The following is a 20,677-nucleotide window of genomic DNA, read 5'->3' as shown; positions in this document are numbered from 1 at the left end:
TTAAATGTACAAAGGGAATAGCAAAAAGTGTGCTAAAATTTAGCCAACAATATTTACAATCTTTCCGGGTACCACAATTACCTTTTTCGGGCTGCGACCCTCCAAATAGTGGGCGGTCTTCTCATGTGACATGACGGCAGCCTCAATGGCGTCCTTTGACAGGTCCAAAGGCAATTCTAAGGTGAAACGCATTTTCCCATTAAAGGAAATCGGATATTCTTTCGTGCTTTCGACCAAATAAGAAGCTTCGAATGTTGGAAAAGGTGCCGTTGAAATGCTCTTACCATGCCCTAGTCTTTGCCACAACTCTTCTGCAATATGCGGAGCGTATGGCGAGATGAGCCCCAAAATAGGCTCTAGGATCTCTCGGGAAGTGCATTGTTGTGCTGTAAGCTCGTTCACAGCGATCATAAAGGTTGAAACCGAGGTATTAAAGCTAAAATTCTCGATATCTTCCTGTACTTTCTTGATCGTCTTGTGCAGGGTCTTTAAACTTTCTTTGGAAGCTTGCTCATCGCTTACATAAAAAGTATCACCGGCAGCAGAATGGTATAATTTCCATAACTTTTTTAAAAAACCGTGCACCCCTGTGATACCGGCAGTGTTCCATGGCTTGGCTTGCTCTAAGGGCCCCAGAAACATCTCGTACATGCGCAAGGTATCTGCTCCATACTGCGCACAAATATCATCGGGATTGACGACATTGTATTTAGACTTAGACATTTTTTCGACCTCTCGGGAGACTTTGAAAGCCCCGTCTTCTTCCGTAATAAAATCAGCGTCGGAGAATTCAGGACGCCACGCCTTAAAAGCTTCAATATCTAATTCATTTTGAAGATTCACAAAGGAGACATCGGCGTGTATCGGCTGAATCTTTTCCCCGCTATATTTTCCTTTAGAAATAAACGTGTTCTCTCCCTCAATTCGATAAACATACGCGCTCTCGCCCAAGATCATCCCTTGATTGATCAATTTTTTGAACGGTTCCTGAACCGGCAATACACCGCGATCATATAAGAATTTTACCCAAAATCTGCTGTAGAGCAAATGACCTGTTGCGTGTTCGCTCCCCCCAACGTAAAGATCCACACACTTCCAATAGTCCATCGCTTCTTGGGAAGCCAAGGCATCGTCATTCCTCGGATCCATATACCGAAACATATAACAACTACTGCCTGCCCAGCCGGGCATAGTATTCAATTCCAATGGAAAAACTGTTTTATGGTCAATTCTATCGTTGGATACCACGGCACCCGCATTTTCATCCCATGCCCAAACTTCTGCGCGACCCAACGGGGGTTCGCCATCCTCGGTAGGGAGGTATTTTTCTACTTCCGGAAGGGTCAATGGCAAATGCTTTTCATCAATTAATTGTGGTAAGCCGTTTTTGTAATACACCGGGAATGGTTCGCCCCAATACCGTTGTCTGGAAAAGACAGCATCTCGCAACCTGTAGTTGATCTTCCCTTCTCCGGCGCCTTTCTTCTCAAGTGCTTCAATAACACGCTGCGTTGCTTCAGCGTAGGACAAGTCATTGAGGAAATCGCTGTTGGTAAGGATGGTATTCTCCTTATCGGAAAAGGCTTCTTCAGAAATATCGACATCCTTAAAAATGTTTGGAATAGGAATGCCAAAATGTGTGGCAAAATCGTAATCACGTTGATCACCGCACGGAACGCTCATCACAGCACCGGTTCCGTAGCCTGCCAAAACGTAATCCCCTATCCATACAGGAATGTCTTCCCCGCTAAATGGATGCGTTACATAGGCTCCTGTAAATACACCGCTAATGGTTTTGACATCGGCCATGCGCTCTCGCTCACTTCGTTTTGACGTAGCTTCAATATAATCTTGAACTGCTTGTTTTTGTGCTTCAGAAGTGATCCTGGGAACCAGTTCATGTTCCGGTGCCAGGGTCATAAAACTTACCCCATAAATAGTATCCGGCCGTGTGGTGAAGACCTCAATGTTCTCGTTGTGATCCTTTACCTTGAAAATGACCGAAGCTCCTTTCGAGCGACCAATCCAATTGGTTTGAGCATCTTTTAGAGGCTGAGGCCAATCGATCGATTCCAGACCATCCAATAATCGTTGTGCATAGGCGGTTATACGCATGCTCCACTGTTTCATACGCTTTCGCACCACCGGATAGCCTCCCCGTTCGGACACGCCGTTCACGATCTCGTCATTGGCCAGTACAGTTCCTAATTCGGGGCACCAATTTACTTCGGTTTCAGCAAGATAGGTTAATCTATACTTAAGGAGCTCCTTTTGTTGTATTGCTTCGGAAAAACTATTCCATTCTTGGGCTGTAAACTTTCGAACTGTTGTATCGCAAGCAGCTTTAACCTGCCCGCTGCCTTCTTCAGAAAAAATAGTGATCAATTCACTTATAGCGCGTGCCTTATCTGAAGCCTTATCGTACCAGCTATCAAACAATTGCATGAAGATCCACTGTGTCCACTTATAATAATGCGGGTCGGAGGTGCGAACCTCCCTACTCCAATCGAAGGAGAATCCTATCTTGTCTAACTGCTCTCTGTATCGAGCAATGTTCTCCTCGGTAGTCTTTCTGGGATGTTGCCCGGTTTGTATGGCATATTGTTCAGCCGGAAGCCCAAAGGAATCGTATCCTTGCGGATGTAAGACATTAAAACCTTGGTGTCGCTTGTATCGCGCATAGATGTCACTGGCGATATACCCCAATGGATGTCCTACGTGAAGCCCTGCACCCGAAGGGTATGGAAACATGTCCAGTACATAATATTTAGGTTTCTCACTGGTATTCTCGGCCTGAAATGTTTTATGTTCAGCCCAGTATTTTTGCCATTTGGCTTCGATAGCGTTGAAGTGATAATTGCTCATGCGACGTTTTCTAAGGGTGCCTCCGGTTGGCGAAAGGCAGGTGCAAATTTAAGCCTATTGTACGAAAGACAAAAGTTTAAACGTTACATACTTGCAGATGCAAAAATCATTGTATTTTTACATCAAATTCCCGCAATCCTATGGCTTCTACTTTTGAAAAGTATCAAAAACGCAGACTCATCTCTTCTTACTTTTCCGTAGTGATAAGTATATCGCTTGTTTTGTTCTTACTCGGGTTATTGGGTCTTTTGGTCCTTAATACCAAGAAAGTGGGCGACCATTTCAAAGAGAAGATCGCACTTACCGTTTATTTGAAGGATACCGCGAAAGAAGTGGAGATCACCCAACTAAAACAGAGTTTGGCAATGGCCGAATATACCAAATCGGCCGAATTTGTATCGAAGGAACAAGCTGCCGAAGAGCACAGTGCTACGATAGGAGAGAATTATATGGAATTCTTAGGGTATAATCCGCTTCAAAACAGTATTGACGTACATATTCTTGCCGATTTCGTCTCTCCCGAAAAGTTGGAGGACATTAGCAATGAGATCATGACCAAGGATTTTGTAGATGAAGTGTTATACGACAAACCCCTAATTGAATTGCTTAACGACAATGTAAAAAAGATTAGTCTCTGGATCTTAGTGATAAGCGGTCTTTTCACCTTTATAGCCGTGTTACTGATCAACAGTTCGATTCGACTTTCGGTATACGCAAAACGATTTACAATCAAGACCATGCAAATGGTGGGGGCTACCAAACGTTTTATTCGTCGGCCCTTTATATGGAAAAGTGTAAAACTAGGAATGATCGGGGCGGTAATAGCCATGATTGGAATGGGAGTCGTTCTTTATTATCTCAACAAGAACTTTCCGGAGTTGCAATTGTTGAAGGATGAACTTTTGCTGGTCGTTCTGTTCCTGTTCGTTTTTCTTATGGGCCTCTTTATTACTTGGATAAGCACTTTCTTTGCAACACAGCGTTTCTTAAACCTGCGTACCGATGAACTATACTATTAGGAACATCGCTTGGGCCCTGTTTTTTTCGTTGCTTCTGAACGGATGTGTCATTCACGAACCTACACCGGATCAGTGTATCGTAAAAAATAGTACGATCATAAAAATTTCTGAAGGAACTTCATTCGATATCGTTTTCACGGACACCAACAATGACTCTTACTATATAAACAGGGGGCTGGAACGAGGTTTGAGCATAGACGATTTACGATCGAAGGTTTTAGATAAAAATGTTACCTTGCACCTGCCTGCGTTTGGAGGGATTGCATCTGAACACATCGCCCAATTGGAATTCAATGATACTATCATTTACACTGAATTTTCAATGACCAAGTTAGTATCAGTAAAAAATTAATGTCATGGGAGAGAAAAAAAGAAAAGAAGAAGCTAGAAGAACCGAATTCATTTTTGAAAAGAAGAACTACCTATTCATGCTTATAGGTGTGGCCTTTATCGCATTAGGCTTTATTCTTATGACAGGCGGTGGTAGTGACGATCCTAATGTATTCAACCCGGAGATCTATAGCTGGAGACGCATTCGATTAGCTCCGGCGCTCATCTTGATTGGCTTCGGCATTGAGGTCTACGCTATCCTATTGAATCCTCACAAGAAATAAGTTGCTATGGATGCATGGGAAGCCATCGTTCTTGGCGTCGTACAAGGTTTTACAGAGTTTTTACCGGTCTCTTCCAGCGGGCACTTAGAACTGGGAAAAGCCATTCTGGGCGACACATCCTTACCCGAAGAAAGCCTGCTATTTACAGTCGTACTGCATTTCGCCACAGCCTTAAGCACCGTAGTTGTTTTTAGACGAGATGTTGTATCCATCGTTGGCGGCCTGCTGAAATTTACTTGGAACGAAGAGACGCAATTTGCAGCTAAGATCGCATTATCCATGATACCTGCAGTGGTCATTGGGATGTTGTTTGAAGAAGAACTGGAAGCTTTTTTTGGGGGTAATATTGCCTTTGTAGGCGCTATGCTCATAGTGACAGCCATCTTATTGTGGTTGGCAGATCGCGCAAAGAATACGGGTAAAAAAGTAAGTTTTGGCAATTCATTCGTTATTGGCGTTGCCCAAGCGATCGCCATGTTACCCGGAATATCTCGTAGCGGTGCGACCATTTCAACTTCCGTATTGTTGGGAAACGATAAAAGCAAAGCTGCCAGATTCTCATTTTTAATGGTTGTTCCCCTTATCTTTGGAAAGATTGCTAAGGATCTCCTTAGCGGAGATCTTACTTCCGAAAGTACCAACTTCACGACCTTGGGTCTTGGTTTCATAGCTGCCTTTGTGTGTGGTTTGATCGCCTGTACCTGGATGATCTCCTTGGTGCGAAACAGTAAATTGAAATATTTTGCAGTATACTGTGTGATCGTTGGGGTCACCGCTATTGCGTTTAGCTTTGTATCCTAATGACTGCTGAAGATTACAAGAACGGACAGGTGCTTTTAATTGATAAACCGTTGGAATGGACCTCTTTTCAGGTGGTCAATAAAGTGCGTTGGCTCATCAAAAAGGAATTCGGAATCAAGAAGATAAAAGTGGGCCATGCGGGAACCCTAGATCCGTTAGCCACAGGACTCTTAATTCTGTGTACCGGAACCTACACCAAAAAGATCGATACCTATCAAGCGCAGGAAAAAGAATATACGGGTACCATTACCCTTGGGGCCACCACACCCAGTTACGATCTCGAAACCGAGATCGATCAACGATTTGATATTTCGAGAATCACTTCAGAAAAAATAAAGCAAACCGCACGTCAGTTTATGGGAGCTATCGAACAGCAACCACCGGTCTTTTCGGCATTGAAAAAAGAAGGAAAGCGACTGTACGAATTTGCCAGAGCCGGTGAGGACGTGTCTGTGCCCACTCGAACAGTGCATATTTCAGTATTTGAAATCACAAAAGTCGAGCTTCCGGAGGTTGAATTTCGCGTAGCATGCAGCAAGGGAACGTACATCCGTTCGCTGGCGCACGATTTTGGGAAGGCACTTGGGAACGGAGCTCATTTATCTGCGCTTAGACGCACTAAGATCGGTGATTTTTCGGTAGAGGATGCTATGTCGTTAGCGGCTTTTGAAGATCGCTTTAGCCGTTAAAATAGACTTAATTTTCAGTTAGTTGTAAGGATTTTCAGATAAAATTTCAGTACTTGCACCCATGAATTTCAATTATTCATATCGGGCTTTTTTAATCACTTCTTTGCTGTTCGGTATTCTTTTCCTTGGAATGTACAGTATAAAATTGTCACGATACACCGAAGAGGAAGAGGAGCAGATCGATATAGAATATGCCTTGGAAGAGCTCTTGAAAGAAGAAACAGTAGAAGATTTGGCGACCACAGCGCCCGAGCGCGTAAAAGTGGAGACGAACAAAGCGTATAATGAAGCCGAAACGTTTATCGCGAATCTAGAGAACAGTCGTGAGACGCCCGAAGAGACCACAGAAGAAAAGCTGCAGGCTATGAACGATGCTATTGGAGTTGCCAATAATTTCAACAATGACGATGAAATAGCGAAAGCAAAAAAAAGGATAAAGGAGGCACAAGAAAAAAGTGCATTGGAAAAACATAAGAAACCCAGGTCAAACAGCGCAGCCAGCAGAAAAACCACCATTTCCTATAGTTTGAAGAACAGAACGGCATTGTTACTTCCCAATCCCGTGTATACGTGTGAGGGTTTCGGAAAAGTTGTGATCTCTATAGAAGTAAATGAATTGGGCCGTGTGGTTAAAATGAGCTATAACAAAAGTGCCTCAACCACGACCAACGAATGTTTAATTGACAGTGCACTTGAATACGCCCGTGATGCACGTTTTACCACGGCTTCGGGAACCACAAAACAGCTGGGGACGATCTCGTACAATTTCCCGGGTCAGCAATAATGAGTATTCCTCAAATTGCAGTATCTTTCTCCTACCTTTAAAAGACGAATGAAAAAACAACGCTGTCCATGGTGCGGGGATGACCCCTTATATGTTGCCTATCACGATACGGAGTGGGGCGTTCCTGTCTTTGACGATGCTACGCTGTTCGAATTTTTAATCTTAGAGACCTTCCAGGCAGGCTTAAGTTGGATTACTATCCTTCGAAAGCGAGAGAATTTTAGAAAGGCTTTTGAGAATTTTGATTATAAGAAGATCGCCAGATATGATGCCGATGATATTGAACGGCTTCTTCAGGATGAAGGGATCATACGAAATCGGCTAAAGATTAAGGCTGCGGTGACCAATGCGATTGCCTATTTGGACATCCAAAAAGAATTTGGGAGTTTCAGTAACTACATATGGGCATTTGTAGACGGCAAACCCATACAAAACAGCTTTAAGACCATGAAAGAAGTGCCTGCAAATACCACACTAAGCGATCGTATAAGTGCCGATCTCAAGAAACGTGGGTTCAAATTTGTAGGTTCTACCGTGGTATATGCCCATATGCAGGCGACCGGAATGGTGAATGACCATCTGGTGGATTGTTTTCGCTATACGCAAGTAAAAAGCTAGTTTTCTTCTGTTTCTACTGCAGAAAGATATTCGTTACTGGCAAGGGATATCTTTAACGCCTTCAATGTCTGCATATACCGAAATTTTAGGGTTTCATCGGTGGGTTTTTCTACTTCAAAGAGTTTCTCATAGTACTTTTTAGCATTAAAATGATCGTTCTTGAAGTAATATGCATTGGCTAACTCAAGGTAGATGAACGGAGTGCCATACCCTTCCTTTACAACTTGTTCGTACACTACGGTCACATCAACATCGGTATTGACATTGGTTTTTGGCGTAGTAGTAGCTTGTGCATTTGCCGTACCTGAGAAAGCTATAACAGCCAGAAAAATAAGTAGTTTCAATACATTCATAATTTAGGGGCTTTAAACTATTGAGGGTAAATATGTTATATATTTTACAGTTTCGCAAATAAAATCGATAAAAAGCATCCTTTCGCTTCTATTGCTGCCTTAAAAAACAAAAAGCACTACAAATTATTGTAGTGCTTTTCCATAATCTATTGCTTTACTATTACAGTTTAATCACCTTTTTCGTCACGCTTCCAAATTCTCCTTTGAATGTGACAAACAGCGTACCTTTCCATGCTGCATTGAGATCCAATGAAATGGTTCCGTTGCCATGATCGATAGTGGTCTCATACAACCGTTGCCCTAATATGTTATGAATGGTTATTTCTATAGCTCCCGGAATATTGTTCAAATTGAAAGAGGCAGCCTCTCTGGTAGGATTTGGAAACGGCGCTGAGATGTTGTTGTAAGCCCATTCTGACACTGATAAAAGCCCTACATCCATAGTCCAATATCCCTGAGGCGCTACCATAGGGCGTGTCATTGTCTTTCCGGAATTGGCTTCAGCAAAAATGTAATATTCAATCGCGGTACTGCCAACGCTTAGGTTTGCAGTCCAGTTATCTGCACTTACCAAACTCATAGGGACTTCGTTATAAGAAGAACTTCCTTCCTCTCTCCAAAAAACCTTGGCATTGGAAATCCCAGACGCATGCTTAATCATGGCATCGATACTTACAGTGCTGTTCTGATTTGCCTCATCGATGGGTTGATGTACGATCCAAAGCGGATTCTCAACACCAATGGTGTGGGTGATACAATGAATAGCACCTAATTGAGAAATAAGATTCTCTCCGGGATTATCCACATCAATCCCCACAATGTTATATCCGGGCATCAATTCCTGCCAATAGGCAAGTGCCGGACCATCCACTTCGGCGCGATATGTGGGAATAATGATCGATTTATTGACAAAGACGGCATTGGTAAAAGTACGGTAGTACCCTCCGTTGTCCGGGTAATTTCCCCCTGTACTGGGAGGCGCAGGAATCCATTTAACATCATACGGAGTTCCAAAGGCCGATTGAAAATTATTCAAGACGTATTCGATGTTCTGTTCAATTTGCGGTCCGTCTGCCACCCCCTCAGGATACTCACTTACCAATAACGTCTCTTCATCCAACAACTTCATATGCATATCGATATGATGAATCCCATCGTAAGGAAGCGTTTCCATCTTCACATAGCGCTGTATCCCCATATAATCTTCCATGATCGCATCGATCTGAGCTTCCGTCTTAGCCGAAACACCATAAGGGTTACCGGCTTCATTCTCTTCAAGAATCAATTCTGAAGCAAAGGCATTCCCCAGTCCGTCAGACATGAAGTTTCCACCGGTATTGACCAAGTCATTCGTTCCCGAATCGGTTACATAGATGGGCAATCCCACCAAACTAGCATGCGCTAAAGGCATGACATTATCGTTGGGACGCGGACGGTTATAGATCCAATCGGTAAGTGCTCTTTCTCCCACATCATTAGAATAGATCGTATTTCCTGCATAGTCACGAATCCAAATACTATCCCAATCTTCGTTCATAAAGATCACATTGGTAAGATCGATGCCTCCAGCCGTAAGAAAGGAAGCTACTGAAGCCTGATTTTGTGTGGTAATGACCACTTTACATTCATTGACCCCTACAGCTACAATCTGCCGTAAAATATTCTGAAACCCTGGCTGCCACGTGATTAGCAAATATTCTACCTCCTCCCATTCGGCCATGGTGCGCACAGGACCGGTAGGCGGTGGCGTCTTTTGAGACTGTGAAAACTCAAATTGAGAAATAATCCCTTTTTCGTTTTCTGTAAGTCCTTTAGGAAGCATCGCTTTCTCCTGCGCTTGCAACTGCGGTAATGCAAATGCTAATACGAAGAATAGCAGTAATGTAGGGTATAAATTTTTCATTAGAATTATAATTTTATGGGGTACGAATATACTTTTTTTCTGAATGTAATCCTCAAAACATTGATACCTTAACAGTTGAGATAGGCTAAAAAGTGGGCTCTCGGCATCTCTACAGCTCCCAATCGTGCTAAATGTTGTGTGTAGACTTGACAATCAATTAATTTATAGTTCTTTGTCTTTAAATGTTCCACTAAATGAAAAAAAGCAACTTTGGACGCTTCAGAAACCAAACTAAACATACTTTCTCCGCAAAACACACCAAATTCGGGGAGGTCAATGCCATACAACCCTCCAACCAATACTCCTTCATACCAAACTTCAACAGAAACAGCATGACCCAATTCATGTAACCGGGTGTAGGCCATTATCATTTCTGAAGTGATCCATGTATCATGCTGCGCTTTTCGTTTCACAACAGCACATTGTTTGATCACCTCGTTAAAAGCAATATTATAAGTAATGCTGAATTTTTTACGTTTTAATACTTTCCGAAGACTTTTTGAAACCCTTAGGTCGTTTGGAAATAGCACCATTCTTGGATCCGGACTCCACCATAATATAGGACTTCCGTCTTCATACCAAGGAAAGATGCCCGATCGATACGCCAAAAGTAACCGCGCTGTGCTCAAATCGCCTCCCATGGCAAGCAATCCATCTTCTGTGGATTCCGTTACGCTGGGAAAGGACAAGGATTCATTTAAAAGATACATGATCTATGGTACTGAAAAATGTGTTAAAAGTGTCATATTGGTTTGAATTCAATAAAAAAAATTGAATCTTGGGGCACTTTTTTGATCCAAAATTTGTTCATCATTGTTATAAAAATCAAAAAGGGAATCTAAGCCACTTGACTAACCTCGCAACTGCGAGGTTTTTCTTTTTACAGCAACCATAGCCCCAGAAGAAACACAACACACCCAACAATCATTAATAATAACGTGAATGGAAGGATTTCCCTTGCCTTTAACTTGGTGATGCCCAATAATGGTAAGGCCCAAAACGGCTGTAACATGTTGGTGATTTGATCTCCATAAGCTAATGCCATAATGGCCTTTGGTAAAGGCACACCAAGTCGCAACGCAGATTCAATTACAATGGGCCCTTGAACGGCCCACTGTCCTCCCCCACTTGGTACAAATATATTGACCAATCCGGCACTAAAAAACGTAAAAATAGGCAATGTTGTACTAGTAGCGATAGAAACAAAGAAGTCGGCTATTTCAATGACCATACCGCTTTCCCGCATAATTCCCATGATACCAAAATACAAGGGAAATTGGATCAAGATACCAGACGCCCCGCGTATAGCCTCTTCAAGAGCATTCAGAAAATTCGAAATACTGCCATGCATTATCAATGCGAGTCCAAACATAAAAAAATTAAGAAGGTTTGGGGTGATCGCAAAAGAGATTATTTGAGAGTAATATTGATAACCTAAGGCCATGAGCACTAGCAATCCAAATGCAACGCCAACATATTTGGACCTGTCGATACGGTTGGAAGCATCGATCTCTTGGATATTATGTATGGTTTCAGAATAAATTGGGAGATTGGTAGCATGTGTTCTTACCCGTTTCCCTATAAGATAGAGAAATCCGGGCAGTATAAACAGAAGGACCCCGAACAACAGTAAATTGGAACTGCTAAAAATAGTTTCACTAAAAGAAATGGAGTCCGGCAAAACACTTATAAATGCTGCGTCGCCAACCCCGTTCATAAGACTGGCGAGATGTCCACTTTCGGCGACCTTTAAGGGAGCCGAACCGCTCATCCCCCCGTGCCAGATCATCAAACCCACATAGCCTGAAGCGCCAACCAAAGGATAATTGATCTGAAACCCCCTTATTTGCGCTGCTTCTGCCACTTTTCGTGCCATGATAGCTCCAAAGATCAGGCCCAGACCCCAGTTAAAAAAAGACACTAACATGGTGGCCACACACACTAAGACTACCGCAGAGGACGTACTATTCACCCTGTCTGTAAGTGCCGCGATAAGGAAATTCATTGGTTTACTAAGGACAAGTATGTGCCCTAAAACCAAAATGAGCAACATTTGATATGCAAAAACCAACAACGATTCGTTCCAGATTCCGGCTTCCCAATAAGATAGGATAGCAAGGGCGTGAGATTCACTCGCAGGTGCTTCCGTAAAGAAGAAAGCCAATAGCATGGTTACAACTGTTAACAGGATGGCAATAGAAAACGGAGAAGGCAAAAACTTGCTAAAAAGGACTTCTATGAATCTAGTGAGTTTCATTCCTGCAAAAACATTACGGAATTATAAAAAGAACCCGCCAAAAGGCGGGATGCATATGTTAAATTTTGTACTATTTAAAAGGGCAGATCGTCGTGATCTTCTTCATTGAGTTCGTTGGCCGGCTCAAAGGCATCTACCGGAGGCATCGGTGGCATATTGCTTCCGGCTGCTCCGTCCATTGCCTCAACACGCCATCCTTGAATGGAATTGAAGTATTTTACCTCCCCTTGAGGGTTGGTCCATTCCCTACCTCTAAGATTAATACTCACTTTTACGTTTTGCCCTACTTGAAAATTATTTAAAAGATCGGTCTTGTCTTGAACAAATTCGATCATGATGTGTTGTGGATATTGTTCTTCGGTGGTGATCACTAGCTCTCGCTTTCTAAACCCATTGTTTCCATAGGTTTTTGTATCATCTATCATTTTAATCTTTCCTTGTACTTCCATGATGCTTTACTTTATATTACTAGTTACTTATATTACTTTTTTAATCTGAATCATTACTATTGCGATACCAAAACCTCCCAGGCTTCAGAAATAGCTCCGTTGCACAAGAATGTTTGTGCTTTTCTGTGTACTTCTTCCGAAGTATTCACGAAACGTTCCGCTCCTTCCGGCAAGGATTCCACATTGGCTAACATTCCCAAGTCATTTCCAGTTAATATCGTACTGTTCCGAATGGCCAGAGGCAAGGCATCCACGCCTATGCCCATAGTAGTAAGCGGCTTCGGAACCTCAAAAAGACCTTCCTTTGCCCTGCTGTACCAATTACCGCCCAAGCGCGCTACGGTGTCGATCTTTCTAGGATCGATCTTTCCACCCTCATCGAGAATCTCTTCTTTGATGTGCAGTTTCACTACTTGACAAATCACAAGATTCCCGGCTCCGCCATCCGTTCCCAAGGCTACCACATCCAGTACGTTGCACTCCATTTGTACAGGTGCTTCAGCGACACGAGGTGCTTTAACCACTTCCGAAGGTAGTTCAGAAAAACCTGCTTTTATAAATTCGTTCACCCCCTTGGGATACTCTGTAGATGATAAGGACATTTGTTGCACCATCTCATACGAAACGATGTTGATGACCACTTCTCTGGTTTCCAGTACATTTTCCAATGTATGTTTGGTGGTATTGTCCCGCACACGACGTGCAGGAGAGAAAATCAGTATCGGCGGATTCGCGCTAAAGACATTAAAAAAACTGTAAGGTGAAAGATTTACATTTCCTTCCTGGTCCACGGTACTCGCAAAACAAATAGGTCGAGGTGCCACCGCACCCAGCAAATACCCGTGCAAGCTCCCGGTGCTAATGTCTTGTGGATTAATAGATATCATTGCCTGCAAATGTACCCAAAGTAACTAGCTTGTAAAAATTTGATCACACAATAATATTAACATATTTGCTTTATATTTAAAACTTAATAGCACATACGCTCTATGCTAAATACAACTGCCTTTACTCGTTGGTTTTTTATTCTTGTCTCTGTCTTTATCATCACGCTCATCCTTTGGAATACCTATGCCTTTTTTAATCAGTTAAAAGAAAGCGAACGCGGAAAGATGCAGATTTGGGCTTCGGCGCAAGAAGAGCTTCAGACCAGTGACTTGGGCAGCGGTGAGATCAATAAGATTGTATTGGAAGTAGTACAAAGCAATTCGACTACTCCCATGATCGTATATACACATAGAGAAGACTCTTACAATGTTCGAAATATTGTTGAAAAGGACATGGACTCGGCCAAGCTTAGGGCACACCGCAAAAAACTGACCGAGCAATTTGCTTCCGAATATAAGCCCTTAGAAGTAACTTATAAAGGAGAACTACTACAAACCATCTATTACGGCAACTCTCCCCTCATCAATAAATTAAAATACTATCCTGCTGTTCTTATTCTTATCATCGTTCTGTTTTTCGTGGCGGTATACTTCTTCTACCAAACTTCACGATCTGCAGAGCAAAATAAACTTTGGGCCGGAATGGCGAAAGAAACAGCACACCAAATCGGAACCCCGCTTTCATCCTTAGTAGGTTGGACCGAGATCTTGAAATCGGAGCAAGTGAATCCGGACTATGTAGTGGAAATCGAGAAAGATATCGACCGACTTCGAACCATTACCGAACGATTCTCTAAAATAGGTTCCATCCCGAAATTAGAGCGGAAGGATCTGGTAGCCGAAACCCGTACTTCGTTCGACTATTTAAAAAGACGAAGCTCTAAACTAATCCATTTTGAATTGGAAGTATTGGATGAACCGGTATGGGTGCAATTGAATCCACAGTTGTTTAGCTGGACCATTGAAAATCTTGTAAAGAATGCGATCGATGCCATGAAAGGGAAAGGGACAATTCACATCACTATTGAAAGCGGATCGAAATATGCGTTAGTTCGGGTAAGTGACACCGGCAAAGGAATTCCGAAAAAACATTACTCCAAGATCTTCCAACCCGGTTTTACAACCAAAAAAAGGGGTTGGGGATTGGGTCTCTCTTTGGTAAAACGTATTATTGAAGAATACCATAACGGACGAATACGCGTTCTAAAAAGTACCCCCGGCGTAGGGACCACCATGGAAATCTCATTACGCTTGTATTCCTAATATGAAGAAGACTACACACGTACTACATACGGCTAAGATCGCAAACAATTGCCCTGAATGCTTCGCCACGAATGGTCTGGAATTTACATTCAGCCAAGAGATTACCGAAACAAAATGGTATCATAAAGCAGATAAAACGATTACAGAATCCCTGTTTTGTCACACCTGCAACACCAATGTCTACCCCGTTCGTTGGAATGATGATATTGAACGGGTATATGAATATCACCAAAAGTTGGTGGTTCCCCATACTACAGGGACTCATCTCACGTCGCTGGCGTATATCTTTCTATTGGTTGGAATAGTACTCGTAGCTGCTGTGGTCTACTTTCTTATCCGCTAAGCAAGGTTGTTATTAATTTTTTCTGCCAAAGCTTCAAACTCTTCAGGGGTCATGGAGACTTTATGCCCAAAGGTCATATCCTTCATTTCGTTGATTGGAATAAGATGTACATGTACGTGAGGAACCTCAAGACCTATGACCGCCATTCCTACCCGTTTGCAAGAAACCGACTTTTCAAGCGCGATGGCTACTTTTCGTGAAAATTGCATGAGTTGTAAGTACATGTGCTCTCCCAGATCGAAAATCTTATTTACTTCCTCCTTAGGAACACATAGGGTATGTCCCGGTGCATTCGGGTTGATATCGAGAAAGGCAATAAAATTATCATCCTCTGCCACTTTGTAAGCAGGAATTTCGCCTTCGATAATTTTTGTGAATATCGTTGCCATCTTAGTCTCTTGAAATTTCCAGAATCTCAAACTTCATTACACCATTTGGAACTTGGATCTCGGCCACTTCACCCACTTTTTTTCCCAGCAAACCTTTTCCAATAGGAGAATCTACAGAGATCTTTCCGCTCTTGAGATCTGCCTCACTTTGGGCCACCAATTTGTATTGCATCTCCATGCCGTTGTTCTGGTTCTTTATCTTTACCTTAGAATGCACCAAAACCTTACTGGTATCCAGCTGGGATTCATCGATTAAACGGGCATTGGCCACCGTTTCTTCCAACTTTGAAATACGCATCTCAAGCATTCCTTGCGCTTCTTTTGCGGCATCGTATTCGGCGTTCTCACTTAGGTCTCCTTTATCACGCGCTTCGGCAATGGCCTGCGACGCTTTGGGGCGTTCTACATCACGAAGCTGATCCAGTTCGTCTCGTAGTTTTTTTAATCCTTCGGCAGTATAATAAGATACTTTACTCATAACTTCATCGTTTGTATAGCACCAATCTCGAATTACAATACTATTCCTTCCGCTTTAAAGCTTTTCGACATCAGTCAGGATAGGGAATTAAAAAAATCCCATACAAGACGGGATTGGTTCTACAAATATACTAAAAATTTAATTTTCGCCGTTTTATTGTACCTTCGTACCCACAATTTTTAAGCTATGAGATCCTTACTTTTTATTGCAAGTTTTCTACTCATTTTCACCTCTTGCAAAAAAGATGAAGGTGTTGATGACGACAACCCTTATCTCATCGATCCTTTAGTGAACCTGAATCTCAACCTAAATCTTCCCGAATACAATCCGTTGCGATTTCCGGGAAATAGCGTAGTGATCAATCAACAAGGGGTTAAAGGGATCGTGGTGTATAATGTTAACAATGAGCTGTATACCGCCTTCGACCTAAGCGATCCTAATCACACTCCCAATTCTTGTTCACGAATGACTTTAGAAGGGATTATCGCTACCTGCCAATGTGCAGACGATAATAGCTACGATATTGTCACGGGACAACACCAAAGCAACGAGAATCTTTATCCCATGCAACAATATTTGGCCCAGCGTTCCGGAAATAATATATTGATCTCAAACTAGAATTTCACCGTAGCCCCCACCAAAAAGTTGAACCTTGCTTGCGGATAATAGCCTGCTCCTTCTACTGTTGTCACTGTTCCCGGAACTGAAAAGTCATCGTCAAAGGTAAAGTAATACCCATTCGATACATATTCAGTATTGAAAATATTGTTCAATAATGCCGAAAAAAGAACCTCGCGTACCCAAGGCAGTTGTGTAAGGGTATAGGTTATGTTTAGGTCGTTTACGAAATACGCATCCAGCTTAGAGACCGGACTTTCTGTATTGCCCATGAATTGCTCTCCCACATATTTTGAAAGCAGGGCAAGCTCCAACGATTCCATGGGCTTATATGCCATTCGGTTTGCTGCTATTAGTGACGGACTAAACGATATTTCTGTATCGCCAAGGTTCACCAGTTCTCCGTTTAAGGAGGTTACAAAATCCACATTCTTGTTGGTGCTAATCGCCACATTGGGTTGTAACCTCAGTGTTTCAGAAAGAGTTATCGAAGCATCCACCTCTAATCCAAGTCGGTAACTTTTTCCGCTGGTCGCTCTAATGGGTGCTCCTACGTCGTCCAAGGCACCGGTAAGTACCAATTGATCTTTATAGTCCATATAAAACAGATTGCTATTGATCACCACTTTTTCTGTTCCATACCGCCATCCTAATTCGATGTCGTCTAGCTTTTCGGCTGTGAAGATGCCTTGTTCAAAATCACTTCGTCTGGGTTCTCGATGGGCTCTTCCGTAGGAGGCATATAGCTGCTGTTCTTCTGAAAGTTTCAGAGAAACACCGGCCTTCGGATTAAAAAACGAATAGGTCTCATCTATCTCTAAGGGAATTCTTTCTGAAGTTAACCCTGAAGTAGTGTACCTAAGAAATCTTCCTTGGAGATCCCCAAATACGCTCCATGCCTCATTTATTCGCCAAGTCGCTTTCGAAAAAACAGTAAACTCATTTTTATCTCCTTCTCCAAAATAATACCGATCCCGAATCTCACTTTCACTGGCATACCGCGCCCAGATCACTTCCCCGAAATGATCCCCGTCATACAAACTAAAGAATGCCCCGGTGCTTATGTCCCAAGCGGCATCCTTATAATTGACGTTGGCATTAACAGCATAGAAGTCATTATCCAGCCAACGACGACGAATAAGGTCGGTCGAAGCAATAGTATCACCGCCTACCGCAATGGGTTCAAAATCGTAAAAGGCAAAATCCTCATCTTCTTTGTATTGTTCAAAGTAACCTCTTCCGTAGGTATAATTGACCGCCACATTACTGCTCCATTGATTATTGAAGCGCTGGTTCCAGAGTACTTGGAAATGATCCTGAGCATAATTGTCTACTTCATTGTCATAGAATCGGATGGTTCCATCGCTATCGGTATACATTCCTGCCGGATTATACGTACGATCATTTTCTAATGTTTCAGCGTCAATACCGTACCAGGCTTGATAAGTCTCTTCGCGACCTCCAAAGGTAATGGCCTTAATAAGGGTGTTGTGGTCTGTAAAAGCAGCCTGAAGAAAGTAGGATTTAAGGTCAGATCGAGCACGGTCTATATACCCGTCCGATTTGATTGTTGAAAGACGCCCTGCGATCTCGAAGTGGTCGTTGAGTGTTCCAGTACTGAACTTTACAGTGTGTTTTCGGGTATTGAAGGATCCAAAAGAATTGGCGATCTCACCAAAGGCCGTTTCAGAAACAGCATCAGTCAACACATTTAGACTCGCTCCAAATGCACCGGAACCATTCGTAGAAGTTCCTACCCCTCGTTGTAACTGTAAACTTTGTACAGAGGAGGTGAAATCAGGTAGGTTCACAAAGAAAGTACCTTGACTTTCGGCATCATTAAACGGGATGCCGTTAAGCGTGACATTAATGCGGGAAGCATCACTACCTCGTACTCTAATGTACGTATAGCCAACTCCTGCTCCGGCATCACTGGTCGTGACCACCGAAGGTAAATAATTAAGCATATAAGGAATATCCTGTCCCAGATTTCGAGGCTCCAGCCCCTCCTTTTCGATATTGGAGTGTGTAATGGGCGAATCGGCTTTTACACGAACCGCCCGAACCAATACTTCTTCCAGTGGTTCTACTTTTGTGGTATCGCTAATTACTTCCTGGGCCAACAGTGAAGTGGAAATAATTAAAAAGCTTAAAAAAAAGGCAGAATTCTTCATTCGTAAATAGATTTGTACGAATAAAAGGGGCGTTATTCTATTGGTTATTATTGATTATCGTATCGCATAAAAAAACCTATTAGAACTATAATGATCTAATAGGGGTATCATGCAGACACTTGGTGTCTTATTCCCTTGGCAGCATTATCTGCCCAGGTTCATTGGGTATAATCTCAGCTTTTTTTATTCCGGAACGGACGTAAAATCGGCACCCCTTTGAGATGTGATGCAAAGATAGGGTTTTACTCTAATTTAGGAGGCTTCCTATTGGACTTTTTTAGCGCCTGTTGCTTTTTAGTCTTTATTCTGCGCTCCATGGCACTCTTAGAAGGTTTTGTCTTCTTGCGAGGCTTTACAACCTTTAGATGCTCCTTCAGAAGTGCAATAAGCCTTTCTATTACGAGGGCTTTGTTCTTATGCTGACTCCGGGTTTCTGCGCATTGCAATTGGATGGCTCCTTCTGAAGTGATTCTCGAATCTAACTTCTTCTGAAGGCGTTCTTTTTCTAAGGACGTCAATGCTTCCGAAGCAATTATATTAAAAGTGACCTCAACCTTCGAAGCTGTTTTATTAACGTGCTGCCCTCCGGGCCCGCTACTGCGTACCGCCTTAAAAACACACTCTTTAATAAGTTTGTCGGAGTCCATTAGGCATTAGGTCTGTGCTCCTTTTGAAGCAGGTCATTTACAGTTTTCACCGGATTAAAGGTGGACAAAGGAACTTCCACAAAAGCTGTATTCCATTGCGCCATACCGCCGTTCCACAATCCCGGTAATTCGAGTGCTTTCAGCAACTTTCCATGCTGTGACTTGGAAACGATAAATCCTGCTTTCGGGTCTGTGAATTTAGCAAGATCAAACTTCTCACCTCTGTAATTCTTCAATCCACATACAATATCCACCGGATTAAAATGGGTTGCTTCGTTCACAATGGCTTTTTGTCGCGGGTCATTTTGATCGATCTGTGCCATTTCTACGATCTGTAGGGTTGTGTTTCCGGTTTCACTTTTCACCCAAAACGGCCCGCCACCGGGAGCTCCGGTATTACGCACCACACCGCATACCCGCAAAGGTCTGTTTAAAATGTATCTAAGCTCCTGTATGGTCTTTGGAAGATCCTTGATACTTAACTCGTTCCAAAGAAAGGAGTTCACCTCTTTCATGGATTCTTCGCCGTTTTCCTTCTCAAAATACTCCAAATAATCAAAGATCTTTTGTTGCAGCCACAACAGTTTTCCGGCCAATACTTTTTTGTAGTAAGCGATCTGCTCGACATACTCCTCGGCGACCACGTTATCTATGTTCTTAATAAAGACCAAATCGGCATTAACTTCATTTAAGTTTTGCAACAAGGCTCCATGACCCGAAGGCCGAAGTATTAAATTACCTTTATCATCTCTAAAAGGTTTGTTCTCTTCGGTAACAGCAATGGTATCGGTTTCTCTTTTCTGAAACGAATACGATATATGGAACTGCGTTTTGGTCTTTTTGCTAACGCGCTTTTGAACGTTGTTGAATTCCTCTTTAAAGTAATTCACATGTGCTTCACTGAAGGTAAAGTGCAGGTAGGCATCGTCCTTTGCCGAAGCATAATAGGCGCTCTCGAAGAGTTGTTCTTCAAAAGCCGTGGTGGCGTATTTCGAATACTTATGGAACGGGATCAATCCTTTGGGAAGATTCCCAAAATTGAGTCCTTCCGCTTCCAGCATGGCCTTCACAAAATAGTAACAACGTTGTCCCTTTTTGCAATGTTTATAATCCGGGTAATTATTGCGTATTACCTTTCTAACATCGTTCACAAACGCGAAGTCCTTGAGGGCATTTAAGAACGTAGCCAACTCCTTACGTTCTCCTTCCTTTAAATAGGTATTGAGCTTTTGGTTCTTGGGATCGTAGGTGTCTAAAAATTCGTGTAAAAACTGAAACATACGTGTTGCCGCACCCGATGCGGGTACAAACTTCACGATCTCTAATACTTCCTTTTCGGTTTCGTACCGTGCTATCAATTTTTCTTGGACGCTTTCCGGTATAACCTCTATACCATTGCCTTTGGAAGCAGCCGTGACAATACGAACAGGAGGAATTCCCCTTACAAAGGTTTCTAGTTGTTTCACTACAGCATCCACAGTAAGTCCGTGGTCCTTTATTTGCTGTAGGTCTTTATTTGTAAGCAT

At 42.6% G+C, this 20,677-nt stretch carries 22 protein-coding genes; 10 read left to right on the top strand and 12 right to left on the bottom strand.

Annotation, left to right across the window (positions count from 1 at the left end; all coding sequences use genetic code 11):
- Positions 1-39: 39 nt before the first annotated feature.
- On the bottom strand, positions 40-2,865 hold the full coding sequence (leuS, locus tag AACZ11_RS08020) for a leucine--tRNA ligase (protein ID WP_290625223.1): 2,826 nt from the start codon (positions 2,863-2,865) through the stop codon (positions 40-42).
- A 140-nt stretch (positions 2,866-3,005) separates the two neighbouring features.
- Between leuS and AACZ11_RS08015 the strand changes: the two genes are divergently transcribed.
- The 7 genes from AACZ11_RS08015 (at position 3,006) to AACZ11_RS07985 (ending at position 7,390) form a co-directional block, all read left to right on the top strand.
- A complete protein-coding gene (locus tag AACZ11_RS08015; protein ID WP_034260360.1) occupies positions 3,006-3,884 on the top strand; it encodes a permease-like cell division protein FtsX in 879 nt (292 codons plus the stop codon).
- Positions 3,868-4,236, top strand: coding sequence for a hypothetical protein (locus AACZ11_RS08010; RefSeq protein WP_290625220.1), 369 nt, complete (start codon positions 3,868-3,870; stop codon positions 4,234-4,236). The genes AACZ11_RS08015 and AACZ11_RS08010 overlap by 17 nt, the downstream gene beginning before the upstream one ends.
- 4 nt (positions 4,237-4,240) lie before the next feature.
- Positions 4,241-4,498 carry a DUF3098 domain-containing protein gene (locus AACZ11_RS08005; protein ID WP_290625218.1) on the top strand — a complete coding sequence of 86 codons (258 nt, stop codon included), beginning with the start codon at positions 4,241-4,243 and terminating at the stop codon, positions 4,496-4,498.
- 6 nt (positions 4,499-4,504) lie between these two features.
- Positions 4,505-5,299: an undecaprenyl-diphosphate phosphatase gene (locus tag AACZ11_RS08000; protein WP_290625216.1), complete on the top strand. Its 795-nt coding sequence runs from the start codon at positions 4,505-4,507 to the stop codon at positions 5,297-5,299.
- Positions 5,299-5,988 (top strand): tRNA pseudouridine(55) synthase TruB, encoded by a 690-nt coding sequence (truB, locus tag AACZ11_RS07995; RefSeq protein WP_290625214.1) that lies wholly within the window; start codon positions 5,299-5,301, stop codon positions 5,986-5,988. Before AACZ11_RS08000 ends, truB begins: the two co-directional genes overlap by 1 nt.
- 145 nt (positions 5,989-6,133) lie before the next feature.
- The gene (locus AACZ11_RS07990) at positions 6,134-6,772 is read left to right on the top strand and encodes a hypothetical protein (RefSeq protein ID WP_290625212.1); all 639 of its coding nucleotides are present in this window, start codon (positions 6,134-6,136) and stop codon (positions 6,770-6,772) included.
- A gap of 48 nt (positions 6,773-6,820) precedes the next feature.
- A complete protein-coding gene (locus tag AACZ11_RS07985) occupies positions 6,821-7,390 on the top strand; it encodes a DNA-3-methyladenine glycosylase I (RefSeq protein WP_290625210.1) in 570 nt (189 codons plus the stop codon).
- Here the strand turns inward: AACZ11_RS07985 and AACZ11_RS07980 are convergent.
- The 6 genes from AACZ11_RS07980 to AACZ11_RS07955 form a co-directional block, all read right to left on the bottom strand.
- Entirely contained in the window at positions 7,387-7,743 is a 357-nt protein-coding gene (locus AACZ11_RS07980) for a hypothetical protein (RefSeq protein ID WP_290625208.1), read from the bottom strand. The genes AACZ11_RS07985 and AACZ11_RS07980 overlap by 4 nt on opposite strands.
- A gap of 160 nt (positions 7,744-7,903) precedes the next feature.
- Positions 7,904-9,646 carry an agmatine deiminase family protein gene (locus tag AACZ11_RS07975; protein WP_290625206.1) on the bottom strand — a complete coding sequence of 581 codons (1,743 nt, stop codon included), beginning with the start codon at positions 9,644-9,646 and terminating at the stop codon, positions 7,904-7,906.
- Positions 9,647-9,714: 68 nt separating this feature from the next.
- Positions 9,715-10,356: a leucyl/phenylalanyl-tRNA--protein transferase gene (aat, locus tag AACZ11_RS07970; protein WP_290625204.1), complete on the bottom strand. Its 642-nt coding sequence runs from the start codon at positions 10,354-10,356 to the stop codon at positions 9,715-9,717.
- Positions 10,357-10,526: 170 nt separating this feature from the next.
- Positions 10,527-11,903: a TIGR00366 family protein gene (locus tag AACZ11_RS07965; RefSeq protein WP_290625202.1), complete on the bottom strand. Its 1,377-nt coding sequence runs from the start codon at positions 11,901-11,903 to the stop codon at positions 10,527-10,529.
- A gap of 74 nt (positions 11,904-11,977) precedes the next feature.
- A complete protein-coding gene (locus tag AACZ11_RS07960; protein WP_290625201.1) occupies positions 11,978-12,352 on the bottom strand; it encodes a DUF3127 domain-containing protein in 375 nt (124 codons plus the stop codon).
- Positions 12,353-12,408: 56 nt separating this feature from the next.
- The gene (locus tag AACZ11_RS07955; RefSeq protein ID WP_290625199.1) at positions 12,409-13,239 is read right to left on the bottom strand and encodes a flavin reductase family protein; all 831 of its coding nucleotides are present in this window, start codon (positions 13,237-13,239) and stop codon (positions 12,409-12,411) included.
- A gap of 102 nt (positions 13,240-13,341) precedes the next feature.
- Between AACZ11_RS07955 and AACZ11_RS07950 the strand changes: the two genes are divergently transcribed.
- The gene (locus AACZ11_RS07950) at positions 13,342-14,502 is read left to right on the top strand and encodes a HAMP domain-containing sensor histidine kinase (RefSeq protein WP_290625197.1); all 1,161 of its coding nucleotides are present in this window, start codon (positions 13,342-13,344) and stop codon (positions 14,500-14,502) included.
- A gap of 1 nt (position 14,503) precedes the next feature.
- Positions 14,504-14,845, top strand: a complete 342-nt coding sequence (locus tag AACZ11_RS07945) for a hypothetical protein (RefSeq protein ID WP_290625195.1) — start codon at positions 14,504-14,506, stop codon at positions 14,843-14,845.
- Here the strand turns inward: AACZ11_RS07945 and AACZ11_RS07940 are convergent.
- Together AACZ11_RS07940 and greA are read right to left on the bottom strand one after the other, a co-directional pair.
- Positions 14,842-15,234, bottom strand: a complete 393-nt coding sequence (locus tag AACZ11_RS07940; protein ID WP_290625194.1) for an HIT family protein — start codon at positions 15,232-15,234, stop codon at positions 14,842-14,844. The genes AACZ11_RS07945 and AACZ11_RS07940 overlap by 4 nt on opposite strands.
- 1 nt (position 15,235) lies before the next feature.
- A complete protein-coding gene (gene greA / locus AACZ11_RS07935; protein ID WP_290625192.1) occupies positions 15,236-15,712 on the bottom strand; it encodes a transcription elongation factor GreA in 477 nt (158 codons plus the stop codon).
- 186 nt (positions 15,713-15,898) lie between these two features.
- On the opposite strand from greA, the gene AACZ11_RS07930 reads away from it, so the two are divergent.
- On the top strand, positions 15,899-16,330 hold the full coding sequence (locus tag AACZ11_RS07930) for a hypothetical protein (protein WP_290625190.1): 432 nt from the start codon (positions 15,899-15,901) through the stop codon (positions 16,328-16,330).
- Here AACZ11_RS07930 and AACZ11_RS07925 read toward each other — a convergent pair.
- The 3 genes from AACZ11_RS07925 to AACZ11_RS07915 all read right to left on the bottom strand — a co-directional run bounded on the left by AACZ11_RS07925 (position 16,327) and on the right by AACZ11_RS07915 (position 20,677).
- Positions 16,327-18,504 carry a TonB-dependent receptor gene (locus AACZ11_RS07925; RefSeq protein WP_290625188.1) on the bottom strand — a complete coding sequence of 726 codons (2,178 nt, stop codon included), beginning with the start codon at positions 18,502-18,504 and terminating at the stop codon, positions 16,327-16,329. The genes AACZ11_RS07930 and AACZ11_RS07925 overlap by 4 nt on opposite strands.
- Positions 18,505-18,746: 242 nt before the next feature.
- Positions 18,747-19,151, bottom strand: coding sequence for an alternative ribosome rescue aminoacyl-tRNA hydrolase ArfB (gene arfB, locus AACZ11_RS07920; RefSeq protein WP_290625186.1), 405 nt, complete (start codon positions 19,149-19,151; stop codon positions 18,747-18,749).
- Entirely contained in the window at positions 19,151-20,677 is a 1,527-nt protein-coding gene (locus AACZ11_RS07915) for a DUF4301 family protein (RefSeq protein ID WP_290625184.1), read from the bottom strand. The genes arfB and AACZ11_RS07915 overlap by 1 nt, the downstream gene beginning before the upstream one ends.

Source organism: uncultured Altibacter sp. (assembly GCF_963972995.1).
GTDB lineage: Bacteria > Bacteroidota > Bacteroidia > Flavobacteriales > Flavobacteriaceae > Altibacter.
Note: the sequence above shows the minus strand (reverse complement) of the source record. Positions and strands in the feature narration are given on the sequence as shown.